17 protein-coding genes are annotated in these 17846 nt (G+C 71.4%); 10 read left to right on the top strand and 7 right to left on the bottom strand.

Annotated elements, in window-relative coordinates; genetic code table 11:
- Positions 1-10: 10 nt before the first annotated feature.
- Together ACFV6E_RS15960 and ACFV6E_RS15955 are read right to left on the bottom strand one after the other, a co-directional pair.
- The gene (locus ACFV6E_RS15960) at positions 11-1294 is read right to left on the bottom strand and encodes an MFS transporter (protein WP_385159318.1); all 1284 of its coding nucleotides are present in this window, start codon (positions 1292-1294) and stop codon (positions 11-13) included.
- A 355-nt stretch (positions 1295-1649) separates the two neighbouring features.
- Positions 1650-2447 (bottom strand): IclR family transcriptional regulator, encoded by a 798-nt coding sequence (locus ACFV6E_RS15955; RefSeq protein WP_385159316.1) that lies wholly within the window; start codon positions 2445-2447, stop codon positions 1650-1652.
- Positions 2448-2558: 111 nt separating this feature from the next.
- Between ACFV6E_RS15955 and ACFV6E_RS15950 the strand changes: the two genes are divergently transcribed.
- The 8 genes from ACFV6E_RS15950 (at position 2559) to ACFV6E_RS15915 (ending at position 9831) form a co-directional block, all read left to right on the top strand.
- The gene (locus tag ACFV6E_RS15950) at positions 2559-3854 is read left to right on the top strand and encodes a glucarate dehydratase family protein (RefSeq protein ID WP_385462092.1); all 1296 of its coding nucleotides are present in this window, start codon (positions 2559-2561) and stop codon (positions 3852-3854) included.
- 230 nt (positions 3855-4084) lie between these two features.
- Entirely contained in the window at positions 4085-5173 is a 1089-nt protein-coding gene (locus ACFV6E_RS15945) for a carbohydrate kinase family protein (RefSeq protein WP_385462125.1), read from the top strand.
- 133 nt (positions 5174-5306) lie between these two features.
- Positions 5307-6383 carry a PhoH family protein gene (locus tag ACFV6E_RS15940; protein WP_385159312.1) on the top strand — a complete coding sequence of 359 codons (1077 nt, stop codon included), beginning with the start codon at positions 5307-5309 and terminating at the stop codon, positions 6381-6383.
- A 13-nt stretch (positions 6384-6396) separates the two neighbouring features.
- Positions 6397-6894: an rRNA maturation RNase YbeY gene (ybeY, locus tag ACFV6E_RS15935; RefSeq protein ID WP_385159310.1), complete on the top strand. Its 498-nt coding sequence runs from the start codon at positions 6397-6399 to the stop codon at positions 6892-6894.
- A gap of 89 nt (positions 6895-6983) precedes the next feature.
- On the top strand, positions 6984-8291 hold the full coding sequence (locus ACFV6E_RS15930) for a hemolysin family protein (RefSeq protein ID WP_385159308.1): 1308 nt from the start codon (positions 6984-6986) through the stop codon (positions 8289-8291).
- The gene (locus tag ACFV6E_RS15925) at positions 8288-8647 is read left to right on the top strand and encodes an MmcQ/YjbR family DNA-binding protein (protein WP_385462089.1); all 360 of its coding nucleotides are present in this window, start codon (positions 8288-8290) and stop codon (positions 8645-8647) included. Before ACFV6E_RS15930 ends, ACFV6E_RS15925 begins: the two co-directional genes overlap by 4 nt.
- Positions 8648-8703: 56 nt before the next feature.
- Positions 8704-9054: a cytidine deaminase gene (locus tag ACFV6E_RS15920; RefSeq protein ID WP_385159304.1), complete on the top strand. Its 351-nt coding sequence runs from the start codon at positions 8704-8706 to the stop codon at positions 9052-9054.
- Positions 9055-9354: 300 nt separating this feature from the next.
- On the top strand, positions 9355-9831 hold the full coding sequence (locus ACFV6E_RS15915; RefSeq protein WP_385159302.1) for a hypothetical protein: 477 nt from the start codon (positions 9355-9357) through the stop codon (positions 9829-9831).
- Between the two features lie 52 nt (positions 9832-9883).
- On the opposite strand, the gene ACFV6E_RS15910 is transcribed toward ACFV6E_RS15915, so the two are convergent.
- Both ACFV6E_RS15910 and ACFV6E_RS15905 read right to left on the bottom strand, forming a co-directional pair.
- Positions 9884-10222 carry a P-II family nitrogen regulator gene (locus tag ACFV6E_RS15910; protein ID WP_385159300.1) on the bottom strand — a complete coding sequence of 113 codons (339 nt, stop codon included), beginning with the start codon at positions 10220-10222 and terminating at the stop codon, positions 9884-9886.
- On the bottom strand, positions 10219-11562 hold the full coding sequence (locus tag ACFV6E_RS15905; protein WP_385462086.1) for an ammonium transporter: 1344 nt from the start codon (positions 11560-11562) through the stop codon (positions 10219-10221). The genes ACFV6E_RS15910 and ACFV6E_RS15905 overlap by 4 nt, the downstream gene beginning before the upstream one ends.
- Before the next feature lie 167 nt (positions 11563-11729).
- Between ACFV6E_RS15905 and era the strand changes: the two genes are divergently transcribed.
- On the top strand, positions 11730-12722 hold the full coding sequence (gene era / locus ACFV6E_RS15900) for a GTPase Era (protein ID WP_385159296.1): 993 nt from the start codon (positions 11730-11732) through the stop codon (positions 12720-12722).
- A 106-nt stretch (positions 12723-12828) separates the two neighbouring features.
- Here the strand turns inward: era and ACFV6E_RS15895 are convergent, their stop codons facing one another.
- From ACFV6E_RS15895 to ACFV6E_RS15885, 3 genes are all read right to left on the bottom strand, one after another.
- Positions 12829-14181, bottom strand: coding sequence for a GH1 family beta-glucosidase (locus ACFV6E_RS15895; RefSeq protein WP_385159294.1), 1353 nt, complete (start codon positions 14179-14181; stop codon positions 12829-12831).
- Positions 14182-14287: 106 nt separating this feature from the next.
- Positions 14288-14554, bottom strand: a complete 267-nt coding sequence (locus ACFV6E_RS15890; RefSeq protein WP_385159292.1) for a protealysin inhibitor emfourin — start codon at positions 14552-14554, stop codon at positions 14288-14290.
- A gap of 66 nt (positions 14555-14620) precedes the next feature.
- Complete coding sequence (locus ACFV6E_RS15885) at positions 14621-15694, bottom strand: M4 family metallopeptidase (protein WP_385159290.1); 1074 nt, start codon at positions 15692-15694, stop codon at positions 14621-14623.
- A gap of 375 nt (positions 15695-16069) precedes the next feature.
- Between ACFV6E_RS15885 and leuA the strand changes: the two genes are divergently transcribed.
- Complete coding sequence (gene leuA / locus ACFV6E_RS15880) at positions 16070-17791, top strand: 2-isopropylmalate synthase (protein WP_385159288.1); 1722 nt, start codon at positions 16070-16072, stop codon at positions 17789-17791.
- Positions 17792-17846: the final 55 nt, after the last annotated feature.

The raw sequence follows: 17846 nt of genomic DNA, 5'->3' as shown, positions 1-17846 counted from the left end.
GCTGCTCGCGTCAGGCGGGGCCCGGGCCCGGTGCCGCCGTCTGCCGGGGGCCCGCCGTGTCGTACGCCGTCCGCTGGGCGGGGAGGGCGTCCAGCGGGACCTCGACGACCTCGACCAGCGCTGGTTCCGGGGCGCGGCCGCCGCGCAGGACGACGCGGGGCAGCAACGGGCGGCCGGTGGTGTGCAGTGCCACCGCCGCCATGGGGAGCGCGAGCAGGAGCAGGACGGCCGCCAGGACCAGGCCCATCGCCGGGTAGCCGGCCTCGGCCGACAGCAGGCTGCCCACCAGCGGGCCGCACGCCGTGCCGAGCGAGGAGGCCGAGCCCACGAACACCGCCCACCGGCCGCGCGGGTCCATGGCGGCGGCGAGGCCCAGCAGGTAGGACAGCACGATCGGGTAGAGCGTGTTCCAGGCGATCTCGCCGGTCGCGAAGGACGTCAGGTCGTCGGCCGCGGCGCTGGCCGCGATGCAGCAGGCGATCAGGACCGTGCCCACGCCGACCGGCAGCGCGCGGCCGAGCCGGTGGCCCACGGCGCCCGCGCCGATCACGCCGAGCAGTCCGGCGCCGAGCGCCACGGCGAAGACGGCACCTACGGTGACCTCGCTCAGCCCGGCCTGGCTCAGGCCGATCCGGCCGCTGACGCCCCACAGGGAGTTCTGGGCGCACGACCACAGGACCATCGCCCCGGCGAGGACGAACCCGGCGCGGGGGAAGGGGCGGCGGGCAGTGGTGTGCGGGGTGTGCGCGGTGGTGCGGGTCTCGGTTTCCAGGCGGCCGGTCGCGGGCCAGGCCAGCAGCGCGGTGAGCGCGATCGCGGCCAGCGGCTGGCCGTGCCCCGGGCCCAGGTGAGGGACCGTCAGGTATACCGCGCCGGCCAGCGCCGAGACGCTGAGCAGGCCGAGCGTGGAGAGACGGTGCGGGTCGCGCTGGGCGGCGATGCCCGTGGCGGCGACGGTGGTCACGGTGCCGGAGCCGAAGCCGCCGGCCATCGCGCCGACGACGACCGCGGGTATCGAGGTGGTCAGGGCGGCGGTGCCGAAGCCTGCGGCGGCCAGCAGCAGTCCCACGCGGGCCAGCCCGCGGGGGCCGATCCGGTCGACGCGGGAGGCGAGCAGGAAGCCGGCGGCGGCCGAACTCAGCAGCAGGGCGCTGCCTGTCGAACCGGCCTGCGTGGCGGAGAGCGGAAGCCCCGCGTCCAGCCTGCCGACGGTGGTGGGGAGGAGGTACGGAGCGAGGTACCCGGCCGTGAAAAGGGCGACGAGGGACCAGGGCGGGGTGGTGCGGGCGGACACGGGCGTTCCCAGGGCATGCGAAGGAAGCGGCTCGATCGAGCGCGATGAAGGGGGGTGGGCGGCCGTCGACGGACAGGAACGCGCGGGCAATTTGTATCAAGGGCACAGGCGCGCAAAGAAGCTGAGTGGATGTGATCTACGACATATTGAGTTTGGGGTGAGGGAGAGGGGGTAGCCACGTTTGCCGACCGTTTCTCTTAAGGTTCGCGAAGCGGCCTAAAAGGGGCGCGAAGCTGTATCGATGTGCGGCTCCGCCGCGCGGGCGCGACCAGCCACGAAGGCGCCGCAGCCGCCCGGAGTGGACCGGTGGCAGCCTCGATGGCGCGTGAGCCGGGTAAGGCAGAAACGACCGGCGTCAGCGCCAGCTCGGTGAGCCCGCGCCGCCCGGCGCAGCCGCCTCCGCCTTCGCCCGGATCTCCCGCATCACCGCGACGATCCGCGCCTCGTGGGCGGGGGTCAGCCGGGCCACCGGTACCGAGCAGCTGATGGCGTCCTGGGCGGGAGTGTCGTAGCGCAGGGCGAAGCCGAAGCCGACGATGCCGAGGACGCCCTCCTCGTGATCGACGGAGTAGCCGCGGGCGCGGACCGTCGCGAGGTCGGCGGCGAGTGCGGCGCGGTCGGTGAGGGTGTGGGGCGTGGCGGCCGGATAGGGGCCCTCGGGCAGCGCGTCGTCGGGGCGTTCGGCCAGCAGTGCCTTGCCGAGCGCGCCCACGTGGGCGGGCAGGCGCCGGCCGACCCGGCTGATCGTGCGCAGGTATTCGTGGGACTCGCGCGTCGCCAGGTAGGCCACGTCCGCGCCGTCGAGACGGCCCAGGTGGATGGTCTCGCCGAGCGCCTCGGACGCCTCGTCCAGGTACGGGCGGACGGCGCGCACCCTCGGGTCGGAGTCCAGGTAGCTGGTGCCGGTGAGCAGGGCGTGGATGCCGATGCCGTACAGGGAGCCGGTGGCGTCCGTGCGGACCCAGCCGCGGCCGATCAGGGTCTGGAGCAGGGCGTACATCGAACTGCGCGGGACCTGGAGGGCGTCCGCGAGTTCCTGGAGGCGGGCCGGGCGGTCGCCGCGCGCGGCCAGCAGTTCCAGCAGCTCGACGGTGCGGGCGGCGGACTTCACCTCGCGGACTCCGCGCTCCTGCTCCTGACTCGGTTCCGGCATGCGCAGATCGTAAAGCGACTCAAGTCCTGCCATTGACGCTGCGTGGTCATCTATCTAGTCTCCATCTCCATACGTAGATCACGTCTACATACAGAGACGAGGAGTTGCCCTGTGACCGCTGACCTGACCATCGCCGAGGTCCGGCTGACCCCGATCCTGGTCGCCGACCCGCCGCTGCTGAACACCCAGGGCGTGCACCAGCCGTACACACCCCGGCTGATCGTCGAGGTCGTCACGGCCGACGGGGTCACCGGCGCCGGCGAGACGTACGGCGACACCAAGTACCTGGAGCTGGCACGGCCCTTCGCCGACAAGCTGGTGGGGCACAAGGTCTCCGACCTCAACGGGCTCTTCGTGCTCGCCGACGAGGTCGCCGTCGACCGGGGGCGGGTGGAGAACCAGGTCGACGTCGGCGGGCTGCGCGGGGTGCAGACCGCCGACAAGCTGCGGCTGTCCGTCCTGTCGGGGTTCGAGGTCGCCTGTCTCGACGCGCTCGGCAAGGCGCTCGGGCTGCCCGTGCACGCCCTCCTCGGCGGCAAGCTGCGCGACTCCGTCGAGTACAGCGCCTATCTCTTCTACAAGTGGGGCCGCCATCCCGAGGGGGTGGAGAGCGAGAAGGACGACTGGGGTGCCGCCCTCGATCCGGCCGGGGTCGTCGCGCAGGCCCGCACCTTCACCGAGCGGTACGGGTTCACCTCGTTCAAGCTCAAGGGCGGTGTCTTCCCGCCCGAGCAGGAGATCGCCGCCATCCGCGCGCTCGCGGAGGCGTTCCCCGGGCATCCGCTGCGGCTCGACCCCAACGGCGCCTGGTCGGTGGAGACCTCGCTGAAGGTCGCGGACGAGCTGGGCGACGTACTCGAATACCTGGAGGACCCGGCGCTCGGCACCGCCGCCATGGCCGAGGTCGCCGCAGCCACGTCCGTGCCGCTCGCCACCAACATGTGCGTCACCACGTTCGCGGAGATAGCGGAGGCCTTCACCAAGGGGGCCGTACAGGTCGTGCTCTCCGACCACCACTACTGGGGCGGGCTGCGCAACACCCGCGAACTGGCCGCCGTCTGCCGCACCTTCGGCGTCGGCGTCTCCATGCACTCCAACACCCACCTGGGCATCAGCCTCGCCGCCATGACCCACGTCGCGGCGACCGTCCCGGACCTCCACCACGCCTGCGACTCCCACTACCCCTGGCAGTCCGAGGACGTCCTCACCGAGCGCCTCGCCTTCGAGGGCGGCAGGGTCCGGGTCTCCGACGCCCCCGGGCTCGGCGTCGAACTCGACCGCGACAAGCTGGCGTTCCTGCACCGGCGCTGGCTGGATGCAGACGCCGCCCTGCGCGACCGCGACGACGCGGCCGCCATGCGCGTCGCCGACCCCGAGTGGGTCACCCCCTCCGTCCCGCGCTGGTAGAAGGCGGGCGCGACGGCCGGATCAGGACACGTCCGGTCACCGCTCCGGCGCCGGGCGCTCCCCGGCGTGGTGCACACTGGCCTGATCCGCACCACGTCAGGGAGCGCACCGTGATCGCGTCCAACGGAGAGGGACAGCACCGCACACACCACGCCGCGCCCGGGGCATCCGGCGGGCCGGCGCGCGTACCGGATCACCGCCAGGCCCACCTCGCGTCCGACGGCCGGGAGATCCCGCACTGCCAGGCCCACGTCGACCCGCTCGCCGCGCTGCGCGGCCCGCACGATCCGCCCTGGGACGTCTATCTGACGGGGACGGTCTTCCTCGACATCATCTTCACCGGGCTCGGCTCCGCCCCGGTGCGCGGGACCGAGTCCTGGGCCCGCGGCATGGGTTCGAGCCCCGGCGGCGTCGCCAACATGGCGACCGCGCTGGCCCGGCTCGGACTGCGCACCTCGCTCGCGGCGGCCTTCGGCGACGACCACTACGGGGAGTACTGCTGGGACGCGCTCTCCCAGGGGGAGGGCATCGACCTCTCGCCGTCGCGCACCGTACGCGGCTGGCACTCGCCGGTCACCGTGTCGATGGCCTACGAGGGCGAGCGGACCATGGTCAGCCACGGCCACGAGCCGCCGCCCGTGGAACCGGCCCCGGACCACGCCCCGCGCGCGCGTGCCGCCGTCGCCTCCCTGACGCCCGGCGTCCGCGCGCCCTGGATCGCCGAGGCCGCGGACGCCGGCAGCCTGATCTTCGCGGACGTCGGCTGGGACGACACCGGCCGCTGGGACCTGGCCGGCCTCGCCGACCTGGAGCACTGCGAGGCGTTCCTGCCGAACGCCGAGGAGGCCATGCGCTACACCGGCGCCGCCTCCCCCAGGGCGGCGGCCCACGCGCTCACCGGGCACGTGCCGCTCGCCGTGGTCACCCTCGGTGCCGAGGGCGCCTACGCGGTGGACGGCAGGACCGGCGAGACCGCGGAGGTGCCGGCCATCGCCGTCGAGGCCATGGACCCCACCGGCGCCGGTGACGTCTTCGTCGCCGGGTTCGTCACCGGGGCGCTCGCCGACTGGCCGCTCGCCGACCGGCTCGCCTTCGCCGGGCTGACCGCCGCGCTCTCCGTGCAGGAGTTCGGCGGCTCCCTGTCCGCCCCCGGCTGGTCCGAGATCGCCGCCTGGTGGCGCCGCGTGCAGTCCGTCGACGACCAGGACCCGGCTGCGCTGCGCCGCTACGCCTTCCTGGAGGGGCTGATCCCCGAGGTCACCCGCCCCTGGCCGCTGCGCCGGGCGGTCCCCACGATCGGCTTCGGCGGCACGGCCTGAGGACGGGGGAGCGGGGCGGCGGCCAAAAAGTCCTACAGCACTGTCACCCCACCGTCGTACCCTGGAAGCGCAAGGCTGCCCCCGTGGCAAGCGTGCCGATCGAGGAGGAAAAGCAGGCCTACAGAGCCGGCCCATGACTCAGACACCCACAGCTCACACCCCTTCGGACCAGAAGGGGCAGGCACGAGCCCATTTCACCGTCCCGGCCAAGCACCCCATGGTGACCGTGCTGGGTTCCGGAGACGCGCTGCTGCGCGTGATCGAGAAGGCCTTCCCGGCGGCCGACATACACGTCCGGGGCAATGAGATCAGCGCGGTGGGCGACGCCGGTGAAGTGGCCCTCGTCCAGCGGCTGTTCGACGAGATGATGCTGGTGCTCCGCACGGGGCAGCCGATGACGGAGGACGCAGTGGAACGCTCGATCGCCATGCTCAGGGCGAGCGAGAACGGGGAGGGCGACGGCCCGGAGACCCCCGCCGAGGTGCTCACGCAGAACATCCTGTCCTCCCGCGGCCGCACCATCCGCCCCAAGACGCTCAACCAGAAGCGGTACGTCGACGCCATCGACAAGCACACCATCGTCTTCGGCATCGGCCCCGCGGGCACCGGCAAGACCTACCTCGCCATGGCCAAGGCGGTCCAGGCCCTGCAGTCCAAGCAGGTCAACAGGATCATCCTGACCCGCCCCGCCGTCGAGGCCGGCGAGCGCCTGGGCTTCCTGCCCGGCACGCTCTACGAGAAGATCGACCCCTACCTGCGCCCGCTGTACGACGCGCTGCACGACATGCTCGACCCCGACTCGATCCCGCGGCTGATGGCGGCGGGCACGATCGAGGTCGCGCCGCTGGCCTATATGCGCGGAAGGACGCTCAACGACGCCTTCATCATCCTCGACGAGGCGCAGAACACCTCGCCCGAGCAGATGAAGATGTTCCTCACCCGCCTCGGCTTCGACTCGAAGATCGTGATCACGGGTGACGTGACGCAGGTCGACCTCCCCTCCGGGACCAAGTCGGGTCTGCGCCAGGTCCAGGACATCCTGGAGGGCCTCGACGACGTCCACTTCTCGCGGCTCACCTCCCACGATGTCGTACGGCACAAGCTCGTCGGCCGTATCGTCGACGCGTACGAGAAGTACGACAGCACGCACGGCACGGAGAACGGCACGCACAAGGGCGGCCGGGGCAAGGCCGGGCACAAGGGGAAGTAGCAAGCACACCACCATGTCGATCGACGTCAACAACGAGTCCGGAACCGAGGTCGACGAGCAGGCGATCCTCGACATCGCCCGCTACGCCCTCGCGCGGATGCGCATTCACCCGCTCTCCGAGCTCTCGGTGATCGTCGTGGACGCCGACGCCATGGAGCAGCTGCACATCCAGTGGATGGACCTCCCGGGGCCCACCGACGTCATGTCCTTCCCGATGGACGAGCTGCGTCCGCCGGCCAAGGACGACGACGAGCCGCCGCAGGGCCTGCTCGGCGACATCGTGCTCTGCCCCGAGGTCGCCGAGCGGCAGGGCAAGGAGGCCCCGACCCAGCACTCCATGGACGAGGAGCTCCAGCTCCTCACCGTCCACGGAGTGCTGCACCTGCTCGGGTACGACCACGAGGAGCCCGACGAGAAGGCCGAGATGTTCGGCCTCCAGGCGGCCATCGTGGACGGCTGGCGCGCGGAGCAGGGCCTGACCGGTCCGTCCCCCGCCCCGACCGTCACCTGAGAATTTCCTCGGGCCCTCCGGGTACCTGGGAGCTCCTGAGATCCGTCACCGTCCGTCAGAGCCTGTGTCCAAGCCCAGAGTCGAGAGTCATGAGTCCGCAGCTCGTCACCGGCGCCATAGCGCTGGTCGTCATCGCCTGGCTGGCCGCCTGCGCGGAAGCCGCCCTGGCCCGCGTCTCCAGCTTCCGCGCCGAGGAGGCGGTCCGCGGCGGGCGCCGCGGCAGCGCCAAGCTCGCCCAGGTCGCCGCCGACCCCACCCGCTACCTCAACGTGGCGCTCCTGGTGCGCGTCGCCTGCGAGATGGCCGCCGCCGCGCTCGTCACGTACGCCTGCCTGAAGGAGTTCGACGCGACCTGGCAGGCGCTCGCCGTCGCCATCGGCGTGATGGTCCTCGTCTCCTACGTCGCCGTGGGCGTCTCCCCGCGCACCATCGGCCGCCAGCACCCGCTGAACACGGCGACCGCCGCCGCGTACGTGCTGCTGCCGCTGGCCCGCGTCATGGGACCGATCCCGCCGCTGCTGATCCTCATCGGCAACGCGCTCACGCCCGGCAAGGGCTTCCGCCGGGGCCCGTTCGCCTCCGAGGCCGAGCTGCGCGCGCTGGTCGACCTCGCGGAGAAGGAGTCCCTGATCGAGGACGAGGAGCGCCGGATGGTGCACTCCGTCTTCGAGCTGGGCGACACCCTGGTCCGCGAGGTGATGGTGCCGCGCACCGACCTCGTCGTCATCGAGCGCTACAAGACCATCCGCCAGGCCCTCACCCTCGCCCTGCGCTCCGGCTTCTCCCGCATCCCCGTCACCGGGGAGAGCGAGGACGACGTCGTCGGGATCGTGTACCTGAAGGACCTGGCCCGCAAGACGCACATCAGCCGGGACGCCGAGAGCGAGCTGGTGTCGACCGCCATGCGCCCGGCCGCCTTCGTGCCCGACACCAAGAACGCCGGTGACCTGCTGCGCGAGATGCAGCAGGAGCGCAACCACGTCGCCGTCGTCATCGACGAGTACGGCGGCACGGCCGGCATCGTCACCATCGAGGACATCCTCGAGGAGATCGTCGGCGAGATCACCGACGAGTACGACCGGGAGAAGCCGCCGGTGGAGGACCTCGGCGAGGGCCGCTACCGGGTCACGGCCCGCCTCGACATCGGCGACCTCGGCGAGCTGTACGGCATCGAGGCGTACGACGACGAGGACGTGGAGACGGTCGGCGGACTGCTGGCCAAGGCGCTCGGCCGGGTCCCCATCGCGGGCGCCTCGGCGGCGGTGGCGCTGCCCGACGCCCGCGAGCTGCGGCTGACCGCGGAGGCGTCGGCGGGCCGCCGCAACAAGATCGTGACGGTCCTCGTGGAGCCCGTCGCCCCGCCGGAGGACCCCCAGGAGGAGACGAAGCCGGAATGACGCCCCAGGAGCTGCGCGCGCTGTGCCTGTCCTTCAACGCGGCCGTCGAGGACTTCCCGTTCAACCCGGAGACCTCCGTCTTCAAGGTGCTCGGCAAGCTCTTCGCGCTCACCGCCCTGGACGCGCGGCCCCTGACGGTCAACCTCAAGTGCGACCCGGACGACGCGGTCCGGCTGCGCGGTGAGCACCCGGGGCTCATTGTCCCCGGCTGGCACATGAACAAGCGGCACTGGAACACGGTGACGGCCGGCGGCGAGCTCCCGGACCGGCTGGTCAGGGAGCTCGTCGAGGACTCGTACGACCTCGTGGTCGCCGGGCTGCCGAAGGCCGAACGGCTCCGCCTCGACCGTCCCTGAGGCCCCGGCCTACCCCGTGGCGTCCGGCGCGGCACCGATCTTCGTATGCTCGGTCCATGACCGACAGTGCGCTTGACCCCGAGGACCGCAAGATCGTCACCCTGGCCCGTTCGGCGCGGGCCCGCAACGGCGTGCCCGAGGGCGCCGCCGTACGGGACGAGACGGGCCGTACGTATGTCGCCGGGACGGTGGCCCTCGCCTCGCTGGAGCTGAGCGCCCTGCGGACGGCGGTGGCGATGGCGGTGGCCTCCGGCGCGAAGTCCCTTGAGGCGGCGGCGGTGGTGACCGAGGAGGCGGAGGCCGCCGCGGAGGACCTGGCGGCGGTACGGGACCTGGGCGGCCCGGGGACGCCGGTCCTGCTCGCCGGTCCTGACGGGACCGTACGGCTGACCGTCTCCGCGGGCTGAGAGGCCCTGCTCAGGGCGCCGGCGCCCGGGTTCCCGGCGCCCTGGGACGGAGTCCGGCACCCGGGCTCCGCTTGCCTCGCGCATATGCGGCGCAAAACCGCCCTTGCCATCCGCCGTCACTCGCGCATCAATGGAACCGGTAATTCCGACGACCCGTCAGGTCTGACAGCGGATCCGGTCTGTCACCGGATCCGGCCCGCGCAGCGTTCCGCACCGCGCTCGCGGGCCGCCCGGCCGTCGGTTCGTCTCTCCCGTCCATCCCCACATGGCATTCCCCACCGGGAAGGGAGCCGGATCCCCATGAACATCAGGCGCAAGACTACAGGTGCGGCACTGCTGGCCGGGGCCCTCGCGGCCACCGGACTGGCCCTCGCGCCCACCGCCGTGGCCGTCACCCCCGACACCGCGTCGATCACCGCGAACTGCGGTTCCTTCGGCGGCGGCGCGGCCACCCTGACGGCGACGCAGAACGGCACCGCCGCCACCATCACCCTCACCGCGTCGGCGATCACCACGCCGCTCGCCCTGTCCGCCGACTCGATCACCTCCACGCTCACCCTGGTGAACGCGGCGGGCGGCACCAGGACCTTCACCGGGACGAAGAACCCGGCCATGGCGGCCGGTTCTCCCGTCACGGTCGGACCCGTGGGCGGCACGGTGGCCTCCGGCGACTCCCTGGAGGCGTACGGCGGGACGCTGAAGATGGTCGTCTTCGGCATCACCATCACCTGTACGGCGACCGCGCCGCAGTCACCGGGCCCGTTCGTGTTCGACTGAGACAGCCGCGACACCCGGACGCCCCGGTGAACGCTGCCGGGGCGTCCGGCTCTCAGAGCGCGTCCGGTCCGCGCTCGCCCGTGCGGACCCGGACCACCGTCTCCACCGGAAGGGCCCACACCTTGCCGTCGCCGATCTTCCCGGTACGGGCGGCCGCGACGACGGCGTCCATGGCGGCGTCCGCCACCGCGTCCTCGACGACGACCTCGATCCGCACCTTCGGCACCAGGTCGACCTGGTACTCGGCGCCGCGATAGACCTCCGTGTGGCCGCGCTGCCTGCCGTACCCGCTGGCCTCCGTGACGGTCAGGCCGTTCACGCCCAGCTCCTGGAGCGCGGTCTTGACCTCGTCGAGACGGTGCGGCTTCACGACCGCGGTGATGAGCTTCATGACTGGGGCTTGACCTTCCGGTCGGTGGGAGCGGACGTGGCGGACGCAACGGACGCGGAGACCGGGGCGCCGTGCCCCAGAACCCCGTGATCGTAGGCCGTCTCGGCGTGCACCGTAAGGTCCAGGCCGGTCCGCTCGTGCTCCTCCTCCGCCCGGAAGCCGAGGAACCGGTCGATCAGCTTCCCGACCCCGTACGTGACCGAGAAGGCGTACGCGCCGACGGCCGCCACCGCGACCAGCTGCCGCCCGAGCTGGCCGAACCCGCCGCCGTGCGCCAGCCCGTCCGTACCGCCGGTCAGCTCCGCGGTCGCGAAGACCCCGATGAGCACCGTGCCGACCACCCCGCCGACCAGATGGACGCCGACGACGTCCAGCGAGTCGTCGTAGCCGAACCGGAACTTCCAGCCCACGGCGTACGAACAGACGACTCCGGCCGCGAGGCCGACGACCAGCGCGCCGAGCAGTGAGACCGTGCCGCAGGCCGGGGTGATCGCCACGAGCCCGGCGACCGCGCCGGAGGCGGCGCCCAGCGTGGTGGGGTGGCCGTCGCGCCGCTGCTCCACGAAGAGCCAGCCGAGCAGACCGGTGCAGCCGGCCGCGAGGGTGTTGAGGAAGGAGGCGGCGGCGAGCCCGTTCGCGCCGAGCGCCGAGCCCGCGTTGAAGCCGAACCAGCCGAACCAGAGCAGCCCGGCGCCCAGCACCACCATCGGCAGGTTGTGCGGCCGCATGGCGTCCTTCTTGAAGCCCAGGCGCGGGCCGAGGACCAGGCAGAGGGCAAGACCCGAGGCGCCCGAGGTGATCTCGACCGGGAGCCCGCCCGCGAAGTCCAGGGCACCGAGGGAGTCCAGGATCCAGCCACCGGGGCCCCACACCCAGTGGGCGACGGGAACGTATACCAGCAGCGCCCACAGGGGGACGAAGACCAGCCACGCCGAGAACTTCGCCCGGTCCGCGACCGCCCCGCTGATCAGCGCCGCCGTGATGATCGCGAAGGTGAGCTGGAAGGTCGCGAACAGCAGCGTGGGGACGGTGCCGTGCGTGCTGTCCGGGCCGATGCCCGCCATGCCCGCGTGCCCGAGTGAGCCGATCAGCCCGCCGAAGGCGTCGTCGCCGAACGCGAGCGAGTAGCCGCAGGCCAGCCAGACGACCGTGACCAGGGCGATCGCCACGAAACTCATCATCAGCATGTTGAGGACGCTCTTCGCGCGGACCATGCCGCCGTAGAACAGGGCCAGGCCCGGTGTCATCAGCAGCACCAGCGCGGTGGCGGCGAGCAGCCAGGCGGTGTCGCCGGTGTCCGGGGCGGACGGCGGTCCGGCGGCCAGGGTCAGGGTCTCCACGAACGGCTCTCCTCGGGTGCGGGGACTCGTCCGAGGGTCACCGGCATGCGTTTCCGGTCGCGCACGGCAGCGTTTCCGTGACGTTTCGTTGCATGCGGGTTTCGGGGAGCTCACGAGCCGGCCGCGAGGCCGCCGCCGGTGCGGCGGCGCTCCGTGGATCAGGGACAATGGGCGCCATGAGCGTTCGTACCCAGTCATCCGAGCCGCCCGAGGACGGGACCGGCTCCCGCGCCCGCGAGGTCGGGGGGAAGCACCGCGCCGGCTTCGCCTGCTTCGTGGGCCGCCCCAACGCGGGCAAGTCCACCCTCACGAACGCTCTGGTCGGCCAGAAGGTGGCGATCACCTCGAACCGGCCGCAGACCACGCGGCACACGGTCCGGGGCATCGTGCACCGGCCCGACGCGCAGCTGATCCTGGTGGACACGCCGGGGCTGCACAAGCCGCGCACCCTGCTGGGGGAGCGGCTCAACGACGTCGTACGGACGACGTGGGCCGAGGTCGACGTGATCGGCTTCTGCCTGCCCGCGAACGAGAAACTCGGCCCCGGCGACCGGTTCATCGCCAAGGAACTGGCGTCGATCAAGAAGACGCCGAAGATCGCCATCGTCACCAAGACCGACCTCGTCGACGGCAGGACGCTCGCCGAGCAGCTCATCGCGATCGACCAGCTCGGGCAGGAGCTGGGCATCGAGTGGGCCGAGATCGTGCCGGTCTCCGCGGTCGGCGACAAGCAGGTGGAGCTGCTGGCCGACCTGCTGGTGCCGCTGCTGCCCGAGGGTCCCGCGCTCTACCCGGAGGGCGACCTCACGGACGAGCCCGAGCAGGTCATGGTGGCCGAGCTGATCCGTGAGGCGGCGCTCGAAGGGGTGCGGGACGAGCTGCCGCACTCCATCGCCGTCGTGGTCGAGGAGATGCTGCCGCGGGAGGACCGGCCGGCCGACAAGCCGTTGCTCGACATCCACGCGTTCGTCTACATCGAGCGGCCCAGTCAGAAGGGGATCATCATCGGGCCCAAGGGGAAGCGGTTGAAGGAGGTCGGGATCAAGTCGCGCAAGCAGATCGAGGCGTTGCTCGGTACGCCCGTCTTTCTTGATCTGCATGTCAAGGTCGCCAAGGACTGGCAGCGGGATCCCCGGCAGTTGCGGAAGCTGGGGTTCTGACCCGCGGGGGCGGGCCGCGGTGTGATTCGCCCCTCCGCCCCTTCCCGTCCCTTGGTTCCGGCGGCTGCCACCCCCAGGCCCCCGCTTCGGCCTGACGGCCTCGTGCTCAAACGCCGGACGGGCTGATTTGCTTCCCGTCCAGCTTCTCGCGCAGCCACCTGTACGACGCCTTCGGGGTGCGTTCCAGCGTGTCGAAGTCCACGTGTACCAAGCCGAAGCGCTGGGTGTAGCCCTCTGCCCATTCGAAGTTGTCCAGCAGGGACCAGACGAAGTAGCCGCGGACGGTGACTCCGGACTGCCAGGCGCGGTGCAGGGCACGGATGTGGGCGTCGAGGAACGTGATGCGGTCCTGGTCGTCCAGGCCCCCGTACGAGCAGCCGTTCTCGGTGATGATCACCGGGGGGAGGCGGTCGCCGTAGCGGTCGCGGAAGCCGGTGAGCAGTTCCGTGAGCGCCTCGGGGACGACCGGCCAGCCGAAGTCCGTCTTCGGCGGACCGGGGATGTCGCGGACGGAGAAGGGGAGTTCGGCGGGGAGGGTCAGTCCGCCGAACTCGATCTCGGTGCCCTGCGGGGCGCCCACCCGGGTCGGCTGGTAGTAGTTCACGCCGTACCAGTCGAGGGGTTCGGCGATCACCTCCAGGTCCGCCCCCACGTCCCCCGGCAGCAGCTCGGCGATGCCCTCCGGGTAGCGGCCGAGCAGCAGCGGGTCCGCGAACAGGCGGTTGAGGAGGACGTCGTAGAAGTCGGCCGCCGCCACGTCCTCCGGGTCCTCGGAGGCCGCCCGTACCGGGCCGTGCGAGTTGGCGATGCCGATGTCCGTGGCCCCGGCCGCGCGCAGCGCCCGTACCGCGAGGCCGTGCGCGAGGAGCTGGTGGTGGGCGACCGGGAGCGCGTCGAAGAGCAGCCGCCGGCCGGGCGCGTGTACGCCCAGGGCGTGGCCGAGCAGGGTGTGCTCGGCGGGCTCGTTGAGGGTGATCCAGGTGCCGACGCGGTCTCCGAGCCGCCCGGCGACGACCGCCGCGTACTCGGCGAACCGGGCGGCCGTGTCCCGGTTCAGCCAGTCCAGCTCCAGCGGCAGGTCCCAGTGGAAGAGCGTCGGCACGGGGCGGACGCCCGCCGCGCACACCTCGTCCACCAGCCGGTCGTAGAAGTCGAGGCCGCCCGGGGACTTCACCCGCGGCCAGGAGACGGAGAAGCGGTACGCGTCGACGCCCAGGTCGCGCAGGAGCGCCACGTCCTCGCGGTAGCGGTGGTAGTGGTCGCAGGCGGTCTCCGCCGTCGAGCCGTCCTTCACCCGCCCCGGCTCGGCCGTGAACGCGTCCCAGACCGAGGGGTCGCGCTCGTCCACGGCGCCCTCGATCTGGTGGGCCGAGGTGGAGACACCGAACAGGAAACCGTCCGGGAACCGGGGGAGCGGAGCTGCCGGGGGTACGGGATTCGAGGCCATGCGCCGGATCATCGGCACCCCGGCGGGCCGGAGTCAACGGGCCGGAACCAACGGACCGATGTCAACGGGCCTGAGTCAACAGGCCTGCGGTCCCCGGCCCCCGGCTCACGCCCCTACTTCAGGCACCCTCTTTCAGGACCCGCGAAATCAGCCTGCGCTGTTCCTCGGTCAGGCGGGGGTCGGCGGCGTAGACCGTCTCGCCGTCGACCGTGATCTGGTAGCTGAAGCCGTCGGGCACGCCGACCGGGGGCGTGCCCCGGCCTTCGGCCACCGCCCGCTCGGCCAGGGTGTGCCACTCGTGCGCGTCGGCCCGCCCGGCGGTGTCCACCTCGGCGTGCCGCTCGATACCGGCGAACCCACCGGTCCGCCTCACCTGGATACGCATGCGTCCCTGTCTAGTACGAATGCCGCCGCCGGGCCACGTCCCGCCGGGCCACGCCCGCGCGGGCCGCTACAGCGTCGGCACGCCCACCTGTTCCCACGCCTTCGAGACGGCCTGGATCTCCTCGCCCTCCCCGTAGCGGCCGCGCGCGGCGCCGACCGTCAGCTTGGCGAAGTCGGCGAAGGACGCGTCCTGCGCCAGCTCGCCCCCGGTCAGCACGTCGAACCAGATCTGCCCGGCCCGTTCCCAGGCGTGGCCGCCGAGCGCGGTCGCGAGGAGGTAGAAAGCGTGGTTCGGGATGCCGGAGTTGATGTGCACGCCGCCGTTGTCGCGGCCGGTGCGGACGTAGTCGTCCATCGTGGCGGGCTGCGGGTCCTTGCCGAGCACGTCGTCGTCGTACGCGGTGCCCGGGGCCTTCATGGAGCGCAGGGCCACGCCGGTGACGCGGGGGGCGAGCAGGCCCGCGCCGATCAGCCAGTCGGCCTCGGCGGCGGTCTGGCCCAGCGTCTGCTGCTTGATCAGCGAGCCGAAGACGTCCGACACCGACTCGTTGAGCGCGCCCGGCTGCCCGAAGTAGGTCAGGTTGGCGGTGTACTGAGTGACGCCGTGGGTCAGCTCGTGGCCGATGACGTCGACGGGGATGGTGAAGTCGAGGAAGATCTCGCCGTCACCGTCGCCGAACACCATCTGCTCGCCGTTCCAGAACGCGTTGTTGTAGTCCCGGTCGTAGTGGACGGTGGCGTTCAGCGGCAGACCGCGGCCGTCGATCGAGTTGCGGATGTACGCCTTGAGATAGAGGTCGAAGGTCGCGCCGAGACCCCCGTACGCGCGGTTGACCGTGGCGTCCTTGCCGGGCTTGTCGCCCTCGCCGCGCGCCTTCTTGCCCGGCAGGTCCTGGTGGTGGCGGGCGTCGTACACCGTGCGGTGCGGCCGGTCCGCCTCCGCGTCCTTCGGCGCGGCGACGGCGGGCGCGCCGATGACCGTGGTGAGCCGGCGGCGGGTGCGCTCGAGGGCGTCGCGCTCCAGCGTGCGGCGGGCCGGGCCGGACAGCGCGGGGTCCTCTTGCCGGGCCAGGGTGTCGAGGACATGGGGCGGCACGATGGTGCAGAAGACAGGCTCGAAACCTGCCGGGTTCGCGGTCATGCCGGAACATTCGCACCGAGTGCCTGAGCTGTCACCACCTGCAACCATGATTGGTGAAATGCAGCGATAAGGAGTCTCCTGATCCGCCTCACGGTGGTATGGGGAGCCGCGCCGGAAGTGGCATCAGGAGTGGTTGTCGGTGACCCTGAGTGGCATATGACACCTTCCGCCCCTTCCCTCCCGGCGATCCCGCATACTGAAACGGGTCTTCGCATTCCCGGCGGACCGGTTAGGCTGCGGAACATCATGCGTTTCGGGCTGCTTCTCCTTAGCTGCCGCGGCGAGGGCCTGTAGTCGAGGCCGACCCCCTCCCCGCGGAGTCTGGCGTTGCGCCGTCGGCCGTCCACTCGGACACCTTCGAGGAGCCCTCGCATCATGCCGAACCGCCAGCAGCCCACGTCCATGCCGGTCCACAAGTACCAGCCGTACCAGCAGGTCGACATCGAAGGCCGCACCTGGCCGGACAACCGGATCACCGTCGCCCCCCGCTGGCTCTCCACCGACCTGCGCGACGGCAACCAGGCGCTGATCGATCCCATGTCGCCGGCCCGCAAGCGCGAGATGTTCGACCTGCTGGTCAAGATGGGCTACAAGGAGATCGAGGTCGGCTTCCCCGCCTCCGGGCAGACGGACTTCGATTTCGTCCGCTCGATCATCGAGGAAGAGGGCGCAATCCCGGACGACGTCACGATCTCCGTACTGACCCAGGCCCGTGAGGACCTGATCGAGCGGACCGTGGAGTCCCTGGTCGGCGCCAGGCGCGCCACCGTCCACCTGTACAACGCCACGGCGCCGGTCTTCCGCCGGGTCGTCTTCCGCGGCTCGAAGGACCAGATCAAGCAGATCGCCGTGGACGGCACCCGGCTGGTCATGGAGTACGCGGAGAAGCTGCTCGACGAGCGGACCACGTTCGGCTACCAGTACAGCCCCGAGATCTTCACCGACACCGAGCTGGACTTCGCCCTGGAGGTCTGCGAGGCCGTCATGGACGTCTACCAGCCGGGTCCTGGCCGCGAGATCATCCTGAACCTGCCCGCCACCGTGGAGCGCTCGACGCCGTCCACGCACGCGGACCGCTTCGAGTGGATGAGCCGCAACCTCTCCCGCCGCGAGTACGTCTGCCTGTCCGCCCACCCGCACAACGACCGCGGCACCGCCGTCGCCGCCGCCGAACTGGCCGTGATGGCGGGCGCCGACCGTGTCGAGGGCTGCCTGTTCGGGCAGGGCGAGCGCACCGGCAACGTCGACCTGGTCACCCTGGGCATGAACCTGTTCTCGCAGGGCGTCGACCCGCAGATCGACTTCTCCAGCATCGACGAGGTCCGGCGCACCGCCGAGTACTGCAACCAGATGGAGGTCCACCCGCGCCACCCGTACGTGGGCGACCTCGTCTACACCTCCTTCTCCGGCTCCCACCAGGACGCCATCAAGAAGGGCTTCGACGCCATGGAGGCCGACGCGAAGGACAGGGGCGTCACGGTCGACGACATCGAGTGGGCCGTCCCGTACCTGCCGATCGACCCCAAGGACGTCGGCCGCTCCTACGAGGCCGTCATCCGCGTCAACTCGCAGTCCGGCAAGGGCGGTATCGCCTACGTCCTGAAGAACGACCACAAGCTGGACCTGCCGCGCCGGATGCAGATCGAGTTCTCGAAGATCATCCAGGCCAAGACGGACGCCGAGGGCGGCGAGGTCACGCCGAACGACATCTGGGCGATCTTCCAGGACGAGTACCTGCCCAACCCCGAGAACCCCTGGGGCCGTATCCAGGTGAAGGCCGGGCAGACCACGACCGACAAGGACGGCGTCGACACGCTCACCGTCGAGGCGACGGTCGACGGCGCCGACACGGTCCTGACCGGCACCGGCAACGGTCCGATCTCCGCGTTCTTCGAGGCCTTGCAGTCGGTCGGCATCGACGTACGGCTGCTCGACTACCAGGAGCACACGATGAGCGAGGGCGCCTCCGCGCAGGCCGCCTCGTACATCGAATGCGCGATCGACGGTCAGGTGCTGTGGGGAATCGGCATCGACGCGAATACGACACGTGCCTCGCTGAAGGCCGTGGTGTCCGCGGTGAACCGCGCCGCCCGCTGACCGGTCCGACCAGCGCTTTTCCCGGCCCTGTCCGCCTGAACCGGCGGGCGGGGCC

This window comes from Streptomyces sp. NPDC059785, from assembly GCF_042732375.1.
In the GTDB taxonomy this organism is placed as follows: domain Bacteria; phylum Actinomycetota; class Actinomycetes; order Streptomycetales; family Streptomycetaceae; genus Streptomyces.
This window is presented reverse-complemented; position numbering and strand designations above follow the sequence as displayed.